Source organism: Legionella sp. W05-934-2 (assembly GCF_964199965.1).
Taxonomy (GTDB): Bacteria; Pseudomonadota; Gammaproteobacteria; order Legionellales; family Legionellaceae; genus JAFIFT01.
The window spans coordinates 16,718-31,281 of sequence record NZ_CAXMZT010000011.1; the positions used below are offsets into that span (position 1 = coordinate 16,718).

Consider the following 14,564-nt stretch of genomic DNA (forward strand, 5'->3'; position numbering starts at 1 on the left):
ACTTAACGAACTGGCTGACTAGAAATATCAATTAAGGAAATTTCTGGCTTCGCATAACCAAAATGGCCAGCAATACGCTGTAGTTTGATTGTTAGGACAACATCGATTGGTTGAAAATGTATATGGCTTGAACCGTAGTACCTGTTAGAAACCGTTAGTTTCACTTCGTTATCTGTAGCTTCTATTTTAGGGTTAAATTCATAAACAGGTTTGTTAAAAATATTGCGTACATTTTCAGAAGACCTAAAGTTTTTAGGTAAAATTGAGTTTCCATTTGTTTGTAGATATTCATTGGTGAGTGCTTCAGCAAGATGCACCCATGAAGGAAACGAATCACCTATAAACATTTTTTGGGCTGCTAGGAAAGTAAACATTTCCTCACCTAACGTATAGGTATCTGGTAGGTCAGATGGTAAATCTACAAGGCATTTTCGACGTTCTTCTATAAATGTGGATGGAATTAGAACAAAAATATGTGCTTGCCCAATATTTTCTATGGGTGCGAAGGTATCTGAAAGTAAAGCTGCCTTTGATTTATACCCAAAAAATGAAGCAACTAGCTCATGAGCATGGCTTGATTTTAGTTTAACACCATAATTATTGGAAATAGCACGAAGTTGATTGGCGCACAATTTTGCAATGGACATTTGTAGATTCCTTATTAAATATGCTGGGCTTAATTTTGTTTTCATGAGTGTTTAAGGAAAACTGCCAGCAATTAATAAAGATTAACTACAAAACAGATTACATTTTTTGAAAAATCGTTTTTTGGCCACTCATAACCAGGGATATAGACAAACCTGGCACAAGTATACATTAAGGAATTCAGAAATTGCAACATAAAGAGAGGGTCAGATATTGGCAACATTTGAACCCGTCAATTGCTGCCATATTCAATTGAATCTAGGCGATACGAACCACATTCGTCTTTTGCGTTGATTGTAATCGACTGTTTTGCCTTGAAATATTATCAATTTTTGAATTTAACTGCCGTTTCACTCCCTCTATTCCCAGCTTACTGTTGTTAGCCAGATCATTAAAATCGCTAAACTGTCGAGGGTTTGACAACTGCTCCCCTGGAGCAAAGGTTGGTAGAACAATAAAGCCACTAACAGCATCGGCGGCTTCACCGGCTTTTTCTTTGCCTGGGTTGATACCTTTCGATTGTTCAAGGTGTTTATCATCATCGGCGGCCAGCATGATTGGGGTATGGGGATATTTTTCATGTATTGCCTTGGCCACCGACTTGAGATTTCCTGCATCAAAGGCAGAAACAACCGCTGGCAGATCAGTGGCTTCTTTTATCGTTGCCGCGGTTGCATAACCTTCAGCAATGACAATGACAGGTGAAGCCGCAAGCTTGTCCAGGCCTCCTAATACATGAAAGCAGCCATCCTTTCTTGAATCTTTGGCAAAATTTTTAGTGCCATCATCACCGATATATTGAATGCTCCAGATTTTGCCATCAATATCCATAGCAGGAATACAGGTCATTTTGTGCGCTGGGTTAGTATAAACACCGGAGTGAACCTGAATACCTTTTGATTTCATATAAGGGGTTAGCTCGGTGGCCTCTTTCATTTTGGAGAGCCTTTGCGTAAGTTTCAGCACTGTATTTTTGTGTTTTTCATCAAGTTCGAGCTCACGGTTTTTCTGATTTTCCAGTGCTTGAGCTTTAAGGGCTGATTTTTGTTCATCGGTTAATACATAGCCTTTGCATTTCCATTTTAGTTCCAAACCTGTGCGGTTATTTTTGATGTAGCCAGCGGGAATACCATCTAAATGGGCCACATAAAATCCAGCCTTCTCACTGTGCTTATCATCGTCCATTTGTATGCGATGTGGTTTGCCATCCATGATGGGATGCTCACCGGTTACTATGGCGCCTAAGCTGATTAATGCTTCTTTGAATTCATCCGCAGGCGAAAGGACTTTATTTTCTTGTGAAATCTGGTTTTCTGGAAGCCATGTTTTAATCTTTTCAATAGAAACACCAGGGTTTGCATACCAGCATTTTTGTTCTTTATCCCAGGCAATGCCAGGTGTACCATCATCCAGTTTACCGGCGATTGATTTTGCTCTGTCTTTTTCTTTGTATGGGATGCTGAGCCAAATTTTCTCGGAGACTAATTGTTTGGATTCCATGAGGATTTCCTCTTTTGGTTGTTCATCCCTGATTTCAATGGTTTGCTCAAGATCTAGGTCTTGGACCTGTTCCAATGCGCATATGTGATTGACGATTTTTTCCGCATCGGCTGATGCTCTGAATATTTCCAGTGGGTCGTCTTCTAAAACACGAATCCATGATTTGATATAGGCTGTGTGTTGAGATGGATCATGCCCGATGCCAAGTTCTGCGCCCAACAACATGCTGGCAATTTCAGCTCTTAATTCTTCTTTGGCGTAGCCTTCACTGCCAAAGGGATGGCTCAAGTCTCGATTAAGCCTTGAAGGATGGCCGCTCCAATGACCTAGTTCGTGAAGGGCTGTGGCATAATAATTAGCCGCCGTTTTAAATTGCTCTTTGGGTGGTAAGTGAATACTGTCGGTTGATAGTCTGTAAAAGGCCCTGTCTGCTTCCGAATGAAAAATGGCAGCATCTGAGTTTAGTAGCAAAGTTTCAGCTCTATCTATTAAAGACCAGTCCTGCTCTTTTTGAACAAGTTCTGGCATATTATCAATTTGTGAGGCGTGAAATACCCTGGCATAAAATACTTTGGGTCTTTCAAGGTTGACTTGCACTTTAACCGGATTGCCCTGCTCATCGAGGATTGGTTTTCCCATCTCATCTTTTTTAACTTTTTCTTCCACGAATTTCCAATATTGAACAGTCGTGCCTTTTTCTCCCTTTCGAACCTGTGCATCAATACTTTGGGCTTGTTTGTAGGTTAACCAGCGATTATCTTCAGTTTGATTCAACATCAAATACAAAGCATTGATGCCGCGATATCGCTTTCCTGTGAGAGGGTTAAAAGGAATTTGGCCATTACCTATGCCTGGCTCCCACGGCTTTATCCAGGGAGCGGTTCCAAGTTTTAAGCTTTCAATTATTTGATTGGCGACAACCTGATGATGAGACAACTTAGTCATAGGCCGCCTCCTTGGCATCAATTTCGTTTAAGGCATCTTCAGAAAAGGCGCCCATGACGTCTGCCTCGATGGGTGTGACCTCAGTGATAAAACCAGGGACCATTAAGTCCTCCAGTTTTTCTGCAATCACATCATTTAGATTGGTTTCTTTATTCATGCTATTTCTCCACAGTTGCTTTGACCCATACGGGTGTGATCATTCCCTTGATTTGGCTTAAGTGAACAGGGCCGAAATATCGAGCGTCAAAAGACCATTCGCTTTGGCTGGTCATGGTCAATACTTCATCTTCTTTAAGCTGATAATCCCTTGTGCGCCATTGAGGTAAAGGACGATCCAATCCATCTGCGGATATTGGTTTTGAAAAGGGAATCAATTGATGATGCACAAAAATACCTTCATCGGTGACAGAGATGTTATCGCCTTTGATTGCCACGACTTTTTTCATCAAATACCCATAATTACCAGGACAAAGACCGCTATCGATATAGCCTCTGTCTCTTGCTTGTTGAAAGACGGGCTTATCTTCAGGGCAAAATATGACAAAAGCATTTTTAAGGTTCTTAATGTCCGTTATACAATAAAGACCAATAGGAATAGAATCCGTCAGGTTGAGCCTGAAACCCATAGCGACCAAGAGAAGTGCCGCACTTAAGATGCTCAGCAAAAAAATGCTCATCCAGGCCGTCAATTTCCTCATAATCTGATTTCCTCATCTTTGCTTAAACGGGCCCGTAATATGTCCGACTTTTCTGGCGCCTCAACCGATGCCCTGGCACTAAAAACAGGATCTTTAAAATAAAGCGGCTGTTTGCCATAAATGGCGGGAAAACCTGCTACATAGACCACCATATCACCTGCCTCGGTGATTAAGCCGTTGGCATCTTTTTTAGGCCCTGGCATACGTTGACATTCATCAATGGTTAGAAGTGGGCGAGATACTTCCTGCATCGTTTTCGAAATCTGACTTAAAAAAGTGGATATCCGCTTACCGCTGGTGGTGATATGTTCTTTGACAATAGTAGTCTGGCCAGTAAGCTTTGAAAGATGTTCCGCTGTTTCTATTCGGTTCGGTGGATAGGCATTTTGGATATGACAATTAGAAGTAATGGTTTCATCGGGCCCATAACCTCGCTCACGACTTTTAAGCTGGTTGATGTCTTGGCAGATTAAGTAAAACTTCAAACCGTATCCGGCAACAAAGGCCAATGATTCCTGTAAAATATCGAGCTTGCCAAGGCTTGGAAACTCATCAATCATACACAGCAGCCGATGTTTATAAGTTTTCTTCGTTCTTATAAATCCATCTACCCGCTCAAACTCCATTTTATCTGCCAAAAGGCGAACAACCATATTCAGCATAACGCGAACCAAAGGTTGCAACCGTGCTTTATCATTTGGTTGAGTGATAATATAAAGACTGACGGGCGTGTGGTGATGCATCAAATCTTTTATACAGAAATCTGAAGCAGACACATTGTGTGCCACGACTGGATCTCGGTATAAGGCAAGATAAGATTTTAAAGTGGATAATACGGAACCCGCTTCTTCTTCGGGCCTGTCAATCATATCGCGGGCCGAGGCACTAATTACAGGATGCGTTTTGTCATCAACATGATGGTACTGAGTCATTTCAATCAACAAGTCAGCAATATTGGTATTGGGATCGACTAACATCCTGTCAATATTGGGAAAGGTAGCTGGTTCACCCTGATTTCTTAGCTTATAAATAGCATGTAGGATAAATCCAACTAAAAGTGCTTGGGATGTCTTTTTCCAATGGGTTTCAAGCCCTTTTCCATCAGGATCTACAACAAGCGTTGCAAGATTTTGTACATCGCCAACCTCATATTCTGTACCGACCCTGATTTCATCCAATGGATTCCAGCGGGCAGATCCGTTTAAGGTTGCTGGCTCAAAGCGAACCACTTTGTTATTGGCATATTTCTGTCGCCATCCTGAGGTTAATGCCCAAAGCTCGCCTTTTAAATCGGTAATAACACATGATTGTTTCCAGGATAAAAGGGTAGGAATAACAAGACCAACCCCTTTGCCAGAGCGCGTTGGCGCATAGGTTAATATGTGTTCTGGTCCATTGTGGCGCAAATAATGAACCCCACCTTTTTCATCTTCATAAGCACCTACATAGACGCCTTCCTCATTGCCAATAAGTCCGGCATCTTTTAAATCTTGCCTGTTAGCCCACCTGGCGGAACCATGCAGGTATTCACTGACATTTTCTTTTTTTAAATGCTTGCCAACAAAAACAATCAGCATTAAAAATAGACAGCCACTCATCACCATCAATCCGAAAGCAGCATTAAAAGAATCAGGGTAGTAATTATGGTATTTCAGGCCCCACCAGAATGACTGCCAGGGGAAATAGATATGGTGTAGAGAAAATCCCAATCCATCACTAAAATGTAGTTTATAAGCTACATACTGCGTGCCAATCTGCATACTTATGATCAGTGAGAAAATGACTAAAATCATTAGCTGTTTACTCACCTTGCCCTGGTGTTTTTGCCTCACTTGTGGACCAATGGCTTTATTGGGCTTAATCATACTCATTGGCTGTCTCCCGATACCTTTTGATTGACAAACTGACTAACTTCATCAGAACAATCGTATTGAGAACCGATGTCATCACTTCCAGAACTAAAGCTACCTGCTGGCGCACCCATGGATGTGACATTTTGAGATTCAGATGTTTGATGCTCTGGTGAAGATGATTCGCCTCTAGAAGATGCTCGTTGCTGAATGGCATCAGCAACCTTGCCGCCTGTTGTTTGAGAAATTTTATCTGAAAAGGATTCTTTAACACTGCCTGCTTTATCACGGGCAACATCCATCACACCAGAGGCCAGATGGGAACCAACCGAACCAGCAAACTTGGAAGCCTGTCCCATTGCTTGAGCAAGTCCGCCTAATTTTGAACCAGAATTACCGTTGAATAGGGAGCCAGAATCAGTATTACCCATACTTTGTGATGCTGCTTTAAATGCAGCGCTTAACGCTGATAACCCACCTGCGCTGTGAGAGCCGGTACTACTTGCAGCACCGGCAAGGGCAGCACCTGCAATCCCCGCAGCCCCTAATGCACCACCGACTCCAAGACCGCCAGAGCCACCACCTCCGCCACCACCATGAACAATGCCTGCTATTGTTGGTGGGATTTTATTAATGAGAACCAACAAAATTACAGCCACAACCAACATCACAAACATTTCTTTAAGCAAAATATCTTTGGCCATGGCTGCATAATATTGATCGATAAAAGACTTACCAATGCCAATAATTAAAATCATAGTAAAGGCTTGAAGCGCGATGCCTAGAACTGTTTTGTAATAGTTAATGGCAATGTCCTGGGTCCAGCGACCGCCACCAAACCCTAGTAAAATGACACCGCCATAAATCAAAATCCAACTGGTTACCAGGATAATGAGCATATTGACACTGACTAAGGCCAACACAATAAGAATGATGCCTGCAACAAAAAGTCCCACCGTTGTTGCCGCTGGTGACCAGATGGATGAGTTATCAATTGCTTTGGAGACAATATCAAACCCAACATCAACAATTGCCGATGGTGATATGTGATTGCTGATACCAGAAGCATTTGCTGCAAGCTGGCGCATTGAATCCATGATGGATGTGCTAATGGCAGGACCGTTATCTAATATCCAGTAAAAAAAGCCGACCGTCACTAAAAACTTAACTGTTTCTGCCATAAACTCCTGGATATCAGCCTTGCGCAATGCCATTAAGCCATAGGTCCATACCATACTGATGGTTACCAAGGACCAAAATAAATATTGGGCATATCTTAATATCGTTCGACTCCATATAGAGGCAGTACTTGCAAATCGAGACAATATATTGTCGAACAAATCTCGACTATCAATACCCTGAGCATGACTTTGTATTGAAAAAATCAATAGAACAAACAGGGTTAATAAAGTGAGCGTCTTTTTATTCATAGAATTACCATTGTTTTCCACTGGATTTGGTATAACTACCCCCTTTAAAGCAAGCATCAGCTATCGCCTGGAGTTCCTCTTTGGTCCTGCCTTCTTTAGAACTTGAACAAGTCAGCGATGCCAAATGCGCTGCTTTTTTCTTTGCTTTAGTTTCAGCGCTGTCACAACCAGACAGCAAACAAGTTAAAAGCACTAAAGAAAATCCTATTTTTTTCATTATCATCTCCTTTCGTTGTTATGAATGACTCACCATTTTTTACCTGAGCTTTTGTGATAAGTACCAGCCCTAAAACGCTCATCTCCAGCCTCAACTATCGCTTCTTTATTGGTGTTTGATGCATCTCTAACAGCTTGGGCATTTTGCTGGGCAACCATTAAACTTCTTATTTGCAACAGTTGGTTGGTTTGATGGCTGGCTAACTGTGAGGCTGCTTGTAAAGCTTGTTTTTGCCCTTCGGCACTTTGGGCTTGAGTTTGTAGTTTCTTTAACTTTTCAGAGTCCTTTTTTAAGTTTTGTTGTTGCTTATCAATGCCTTTTAACATGGCATCATTAGCTCGTTTTTGGGCAACCGAGGCACTCATTTTATTTTGAATTATTTTTTTGCGTTCAGCAGGTGAACATTTACCAGAACCATTAAAGCAAGGCAGTTTTTGATAATATTCCGCACTTTGAAATTTATCCAAATACCCTTGCATGCTTCCGGCTTCTTGCTTGTAATAATCAATTGTATTTGTTGTTTCCAACAGATTATTAATAATGCTATCGGCATTATCCCATTGATATGAGGTGAGCGATTTTGAGTTTTGAAGCATGGTTTGATACTGAGCTACTTGATTTTTGTATTGATCAATCTGATACCTAAGATCACTTGCCTGATTAACTATCATCTTTGCATTTTGAAACCAGTTGGCTACATCAAACACAGGCGCGCCACTTGAAAAGACATTCATGCTCCACAAAAACAATACTATGACTCTAAGTTTCATTTCACACTCCTTCGTTAATAAGAAAATTGCTGATAAGGTCTGTTAAAGGTCAAATCTTTAATGACAATGACATTGAAACGATAACCAGGTTGTATATTTATCGTTGGCGCAACATTTAAATTCTTTTTCACAAGCTCTGTTGTGACTTCACCTAGTTGCTGACCTAATGATTGGGACAAAACACTGCCCGCAGTGGGTTGTTGGTTAAAGCCGTATTGGTTGGGTTGATTGATATTCTGGCTATAGGTGATACCTGCCACAACTGCTGACATTAGTAATGCTGAGCCATAAATGCGCGCATAGTGATGATCAACCTGGTCGCGGAAACCTGCATAGCCCGCACTATCACCACCTGGCATTGAGCCAATATCCAATGCTTTCCCATCAGGAAACACCAGCCGTTGCCAGGCAACTAACACAGTCTCTTGGCCGTATTTGATTTCACTGGAATATATGCCAATCAGCTTGGTTCCTTGCGGAATTAAAAGATAACGACCCGTGGCAGTGTCATACACATCTTGAGATACTTGACCGATGATTTGTCCAGGTAAATCCGATGAAATACCACTTATCATAACTCCAGGAATAACCCCACCGGCTCTTAATTCATAACGCGAGTTAGGGCTTTCAAGTCTGGAGTTTAGACGCCACCGCATCTCGTTTTCTTGACCACCTAGTGTTTGTGGCATCGGTTTTGGCCTTTTTTGCATGCCCTGTATTAGGGCTAACTGCTCTTTAAACTCACTTGCCACATCAGGCTCATGCATCATTCTTTGATTTTCATTCATGTTGCTGTTGAAGTTTGTATTGGTTTTATCAAAAGATATTGAAGTTTTTGCTTTGACCGCTTCTTCAAAGGATTGGGTTTTCTCCTGCCGGATTCGCTCAATTTCAGCATCGGGCACATCTTCTGCCATCATTTCTTCTTTTTTAGGTAACCCAAATGTTCTTGGTGTTGTAGAACTGGCATCATCAATTGCGAGTTTATCCTCTGATTCTTTAGGTAATATTGCTTTAATGGGCTTTTGATTTTTAATGACTTCCTGGGCAAGGCTCATTGTATTTTTATGCGCTGATTTAAGCTTTACAACAGGAACTTCTTTATTATTGGTATTCGCTCTTTTAGCAGCAACAAAGGCGATTAAAGCGACGAAAAGCGTTAAAACCCCTATTGCAATAAATAAAGGGATATTGTTTACCCGTTTAACGCCCGTTGTTTTTAATGTCTGCGGTGAAGTATCTGCCGATAGAAACTTGTTATCTTTTTCCATGAGGGTTACTCCTTAAATGACCAGGGCGTTATGGGGATAGGGGTTTTACCATTAACTGAATACGCCCTGGTTAAGGTTTGTGATCCAATATAAAGGCTGACTCGATAAACTTTATTAGGCTTAGTCTCATCAACCACATAGAAAAAATTAGCTTTATTTCTAGTACACACATTTTCTTTAATGCCATAACCTTTTTTGCGCAATCCCTCTATCAAGGCAATACCAAAGGCGTCCCTAACCCTCTGGCGCAAACAAAATGTATTTCTTGCAGCAGGATATAAGCAATTTATCTGTGATACCGCATCTTTGGCAAGATAGCTGTCTTTGCTTTGCTGATTTGGGGTAAAGTTGCCATATTGAAGTGTTGTGCAACTTGAAAGCATTAGAGCAATTATCATAATCATGAGTTTTTTCATTTAGCACCTCGTAATCGTTACTTGTTCTTGTGTAGAGCCACTGCCGACCACAAGGATTGCCTTATCAAAAACCTGGTCTACAATATAGCGACACCCTTGCAACCGATAATTAACCATTACTTTTTCTGATTTGTGAAAAAGCCCTTTCTTTCTTAAAACAAGCAGTGCTGGTGCTTCGGTCTGCTTCATTGCTTTTGGCATTTCGATAATGGTTTTAACGCCATTGTTATAGACTCGAACAGGCTTCCATCGAGGACTGCCGGATAAACGATAATTGAAATTTAAATTTCCCAGGTATTCGTTTGTATGGAGAAAAGTATTAGCCTGTCTTCTTTGTGCTTGAATTTGTTGAATCTGTCGCCACTTAGCTTTGGCATCATCTGGATAGATAAAAGACACATAAGGCATAAAATCATAACGATGAGATTTAAGGCGGAAGTGATACGTTCTTCTGTCGGTTGTGACAACCAATGATGAGTCAAGGCCGACATCTTTGGGTTTGATAATCAGATGGATTTGCTGTGAAGGGGCTGTTCCCGTAATTGATGGTTCAACACTAAAACGCGGGTCGCCAACATTCATATCATTAAATTGCTCACCAGGCTGTAGGGCAATATCACATACCTGCAAAGGAGCGCAAACAATTGGTATTTGATTTGTACCATAGACAAAGCTGATTGAGCCATCTGATGCTTTAAATGGTTTATTAGTGAAAGCACCTTTTTGATATTCCCTACCGATTGTTAGAGCTTGTTTTTCCTCGGCGGTCAACCTTGGTATGTCAGTTGAAAAATACCGGTTTGAGATATCGTTATTATCCATAGCCAAACCCAAAGCAGGCCAAATTAAACATAGTGGGAGTAGTATTTTTTTCATTGTTTTGCTCCAGGTTTTAAATCATAAGACCAGTTAAAATCGCGGATATAGATTAAGTGCGGATTTTTTAAAATTGAGTCATTGGAGGCATCATGCGCCTCATCATCTTGATAAAGAGTAATGATTGCTTTCATCTTAACGGGTATATCCTTAATACTCCCATCACGGTTACGGACCGTTTCAACCCAATCAACTTGCCAGCTTGATTCGGATTCCTGCAAAACAGAACGAATCTCAACGCTGACTAACTCATTAGTAGCTCTTTCAAACGGATTTTGGGTCTTGTCGTTATAAAATTCCTGGACCTTGTTGAGAGCTGCATCGTTTTGATTGAGATACGAATAGACCTGATAAACTGCCTTGGTTTGCAACTCGGTATCTGATGACACCATACGGATATTTTCAATGAAATGGGAAGCCTCTGCCCGATAATCATCTATTGTTGCAGAACCCACTCTATCGGCACGCGTTACCGATAACGTATTACCGCTTGCATCCTGCTGAAAAACAAGCGGGATAAACTTTGACTGGCTGCCTATAGAAATCAAACCGCCAACAGCTGTTAATGTGATTAAAAGACAACTTAATGCCACAAACTGCCAGACCTGTAATGATTTCATTAATCCTGCTGTATGAACATTCCAAGCTCTTTTGGCGTTAAGGTAAGGGTTGTTTGTTTTAGGCGTTTCCTGTTTCTTTTTAGAAAAAGGAAAATAGTGTCTCATACTCATGCCGCTTCTCCTCGTAACGAATAATCAATTCCTTTTTCTAGTAACCACTGATTAACCCAATCTTTGCCGAACTTTTTCTCAAGCGCTTTCATCCTCTCAATCGAATCAGGGTCAGTTGCACCGACAAAAGCAAGGGCTATTGGGCCTAGTGCCAACTGATACAAACGTTGTCCTTTTTCAGAAACGTAGTAATAATCTCGTTTAGGGATAGCATTTGCGATAATCTCTATCTGACGAGGGTTTAATCCCATACGCTCATAAATAACTCTGGTTTTGGGGTCTTTTGCATATAGGTTGGGTAAAAAGATTTTAGTTGCAGTCGATGCGGTAATGACATCTAAAATGCCTGAATTTGCCGCATGCGATAAATGCTGGGTTGCCATAAATACCGCACAGTTTTTCTTTGCCATGGAATTTAGCCATTCGGCTATTTTGTTTTTAAATACGACATGCCCAAGCATCAGCCAGGCTTCATCCAGTAAAATCAAAGTTGGTCTACCATCAAGAGAGGTTTCAATTCGTCTGAATAAATAAAGTAATACGGGAAGGACGAACTTTTCTCCTAAGTTCATGAGATGCTCAATTTCAAAAGTCATGAATGTTGATAATCCCAGGCCATCAGATTCTGCATCTAATAAATGCCCCATCAACCCATCAATGGTGTATTGCTTTAATGTTTCACGAATTTGTTCATCCTGGATGGTCATAACAAATTCAGACAAAGTTTTGGAGCCGCTTTTATGCATGTTTATGATGGCATAGCCAATCTCATTACGTTGGGCTGGTGTTGTGTCTAATCCGTTTAGCGCCAAAATAGTATCTATCCATTCCATCGCCCAGGCTCTATCTGACTTGGTTTCTAAAAACTGCAAAGGAGCAAATGAAAGGGATGAGTCTTTATCGGCAATAGTAAAATGCTCACCACCGGTTGCCTTGCAAGTTGGATACATCGACATCCCTTTATCAAATGAATAGATACGTGCCCCTTCATATCTCAACCAGGATAGTGCCATTAATCCAAGATGCGTTGATTTACCAGAACGGGTTGGACCAAACATAATGCCATGTCCTAAATCTCTAACATGAAGATTTAAGCGAAAGGGCGAATTACCGCCTGTTACACAATGCATTAACGGTGGTGAAAGCAAAGGAAAGTAGGGGCAAGGCGCTTTGTTTTCACCCGTCCAAATGCTTGATGTTGGCAGTAAATCAGCGAGGTTCATGGTATTAATTAATGGACGTCTTATATTTTCAACACCATGACCAGGTAGGCTACCAAGATAGGCATCCATGGTGTTGATGGTTTCTGTTCTTGCGCTAAAACCAAGGGCATTAATATTTTTTTCAATATGAAGAGCGGACATTTCCACCTGCTCACGGTCGCTATCCATTAAAACGACAACGCAAGTATAATAGCCTTGACCTACCATGCCCGAATTGGTTTCAGCAATGGCTGCCTGGGCATCATTTACCATATTCAATGCATCTTCATCGACAACGCCTGAATTGGTATTAAATACCTGATCGAAAAATCCTCTGACTTTTTGTTTCCACTTTTTTCTAAACTTGGTGAAATGAGCGACCGCTTCATGGTTATCCATAAAGATAAAACGGGAGCTTAACCGGTACTCAATGGGAAGTTGGGTCAGAATGGTGATAATGCCTGGATAAGACTCTAGTGGAAAGCCTTCAATGGCCACACATTGAATAAATTGTCTGCCGACTTTAGGTATTACTCCTGATATTAATTCCTGACCACCAATTATTGCATCAAGGTAAATGGGATTATTCGGCAAGATAATTGGGTGATTAAGGCCCGTTGCACAATACTGTAAATGTCTTAAAAAATTATCAACAGTTTTCTTTTTACCATTTTCATCAACAATTGATTCTGCTTGCAATCTTTGAAGATTGACCGCTGTACTCATGCGAGATTCAAAGTTTCGACAAATCTGCTTAAACTGCTCAATTAACTCATAAGTTTTTGCTTTCTTGCTTTTTTGTGTGCAGGTATCATCAAACATTAATTCAACAAAGCGCTTTTCATTGAGTACTTGCGGAAACCAAGTCAACGTCAAGACAAAATAACCTTCATATAATGTACCCATCGACTCAAACAATGAGCGTCTTTCTTCATCAACCGCCAAAGAGATATCATCTTTAAAGTTAGACAGGCCTTTGTCACTGTAACTTGGTGCTGCACGTCTTATTGCATCGACATGAATCATAAAACCACTACCCATTTCTGATAGGGTCTGGTTAATTCGAAAAGAGACCATCTCACGAGCTTCATCGGTCATATTGGCATTGTCTTCACCTTGGTAAAGCCAGGCTGCCAAAAATGAGCCGTTTTTATTAATGATGACACCATCATCAACAACAGAGGCATAATTTAATAAATCAGAAAATCCCGCTTCTTTTTGACGATGCTTTTTTAGTTTGAGATGGGCGTTTTGAGTAAAAATTTGATAAAACAGCAGACTTAACATGAAGAGCCCTGTCAAACTTATCAAAATCGTGATCAATTCAATCATTGATAACTCCTGTTGTTTTCCCTAAATGGTGTTGAGCGAGCTGGGTAGTAAGATTGATACCGCCTTTGCCTTAGATAAATCGCGCGCATCAGAGGGTCAGCTTTTGCCATCATGCGAAGCCCTTTAAGGGATAAGAACCACATTGCAGTACCGCAAATAAATGCCAACCAATTAAGAGCTGCAAAAACTAAGATGGCAGATAAAAGACCAGAGAACATGACCAGTTCTCTGTCACCGCCCATAAAAAGACTTGGCCGGTTTCCTGAACGTCTGATAGGTATGGTACGAAGGCTCATGATATTTGCTCCGAAAAAGCTGCTTTAGTTGCTGGTTTTGATATTTCAGCACCCTTACCAGTTATTGCTGTTAATGTATTTTGGGCAGCAACTAAAAAAGATAGAACCAGGACAAAAACAATCAAAGTACGCATAAAGCCATTCATGTCCCCACCAAAAATTAGTGTTGCGCCTGCTGCAACAAGACCAATAATGGCAGCACTAAAGGCAAATGGCCCTGTAATGGATTTTTGAATCTTAGTAAGCCACCCATCAAAAGGAAGTCCACCGCCGGCGCTGGCGGCCATGGCTGGATGAGTTATTAAAATCAACGCCAGAATGACAACTCCCGCACCTAGCATTTGTCTGTATTTAAAAGGTATTGCATCGCTCATTTATCTTCTCC

15 protein-coding genes are annotated in these 14,564 nt (G+C 41.0%); all 15 read right to left on the minus strand.

All coding sequences use genetic code 11. The features are described from left to right. Positions 1–2: 2 nt before the first annotated feature. Complete coding sequence (locus AB3348_RS12220) at positions 3–647, minus strand: hypothetical protein (protein WP_367607876.1); 645 nt, start codon at positions 645–647, stop codon at positions 3–5. Positions 648–903: 256 nt separating this feature from the next. Further along, entirely contained in the window at positions 904–3,090 is a 2,187-nt protein-coding gene (locus AB3348_RS12225) for a zincin-like metallopeptidase domain-containing protein (protein ID WP_367607877.1), read from the minus strand. Continuing rightward, the gene (locus tag AB3348_RS12230) at positions 3,083–3,247 is read right to left on the minus strand and encodes a hypothetical protein (RefSeq protein ID WP_367607878.1); all 165 of its coding nucleotides are present in this window, start codon (positions 3,245–3,247) and stop codon (positions 3,083–3,085) included. Before AB3348_RS12230 ends, AB3348_RS12225 begins: the two co-directional genes overlap by 8 nt. A 1-nt stretch (position 3,248) precedes the next feature. Then, positions 3,249–3,788: a conjugative transfer signal peptidase TraF gene (traF, locus tag AB3348_RS12235; protein WP_367607879.1), complete on the minus strand. Its 540-nt coding sequence runs from the start codon at positions 3,786–3,788 to the stop codon at positions 3,249–3,251. Then, a complete protein-coding gene (locus AB3348_RS12240; RefSeq protein WP_367607880.1) occupies positions 3,785–5,659 on the minus strand; it encodes a type IV secretory system conjugative DNA transfer family protein in 1,875 nt (624 codons plus the stop codon). The genes traF and AB3348_RS12240 overlap by 4 nt, the downstream gene beginning before the upstream one ends. Further along, positions 5,656–7,068, minus strand: coding sequence for a P-type conjugative transfer protein TrbL (gene trbL, locus AB3348_RS12245; protein ID WP_367607881.1), 1,413 nt, complete (start codon positions 7,066–7,068; stop codon positions 5,656–5,658). Before trbL ends, AB3348_RS12240 begins: the two co-directional genes overlap by 4 nt. A gap of 4 nt (positions 7,069–7,072) precedes the next feature. Next, a complete protein-coding gene (locus AB3348_RS12250; protein WP_367607882.1) occupies positions 7,073–7,285 on the minus strand; it encodes a hypothetical protein in 213 nt (70 codons plus the stop codon). Positions 7,286–7,314: 29 nt separating this feature from the next. Continuing rightward, the gene (trbJ, locus tag AB3348_RS12255) at positions 7,315–8,055 is read right to left on the minus strand and encodes a P-type conjugative transfer protein TrbJ (RefSeq protein WP_367607883.1); all 741 of its coding nucleotides are present in this window, start codon (positions 8,053–8,055) and stop codon (positions 7,315–7,317) included. Between the two features lie 14 nt (positions 8,056–8,069). Continuing rightward, positions 8,070–9,326, minus strand: coding sequence for a TrbI/VirB10 family protein (locus AB3348_RS12260; RefSeq protein ID WP_367607884.1), 1,257 nt, complete (start codon positions 9,324–9,326; stop codon positions 8,070–8,072). 5 nt (positions 9,327–9,331) lie between these two features. Beyond that, complete coding sequence (locus tag AB3348_RS12265) at positions 9,332–9,742, minus strand: conjugal transfer protein TrbH (protein ID WP_367607885.1); 411 nt, start codon at positions 9,740–9,742, stop codon at positions 9,332–9,334. Further along, positions 9,743–10,618, minus strand: a complete 876-nt coding sequence (trbG, locus tag AB3348_RS12270) for a P-type conjugative transfer protein TrbG (protein WP_367607886.1) — start codon at positions 10,616–10,618, stop codon at positions 9,743–9,745. It lies immediately after the preceding gene. Continuing rightward, positions 10,615–11,343 carry a VirB8/TrbF family protein gene (locus tag AB3348_RS12275; RefSeq protein ID WP_367607984.1) on the minus strand — a complete coding sequence of 243 codons (729 nt, stop codon included), beginning with the start codon at positions 11,341–11,343 and terminating at the stop codon, positions 10,615–10,617. Before AB3348_RS12275 ends, trbG begins: the two co-directional genes overlap by 4 nt. 2 nt (positions 11,344–11,345) lie before the next feature. After that, positions 11,346–13,883: a VirB4 family type IV secretion/conjugal transfer ATPase gene (locus tag AB3348_RS12280; protein WP_367607887.1), complete on the minus strand. Its 2,538-nt coding sequence runs from the start codon at positions 13,881–13,883 to the stop codon at positions 11,346–11,348. Beyond that, complete coding sequence (locus tag AB3348_RS12285) at positions 13,880–14,179, minus strand: conjugal transfer protein TrbD (protein ID WP_367607888.1); 300 nt, start codon at positions 14,177–14,179, stop codon at positions 13,880–13,882. Before AB3348_RS12285 ends, AB3348_RS12280 begins: the two co-directional genes overlap by 4 nt. Then, the gene (locus AB3348_RS12290; RefSeq protein ID WP_367607889.1) at positions 14,176–14,553 is read right to left on the minus strand and encodes a TrbC/VirB2 family protein; all 378 of its coding nucleotides are present in this window, start codon (positions 14,551–14,553) and stop codon (positions 14,176–14,178) included. Before AB3348_RS12290 ends, AB3348_RS12285 begins: the two co-directional genes overlap by 4 nt. Positions 14,554–14,564: the final 11 nt, after the last annotated feature.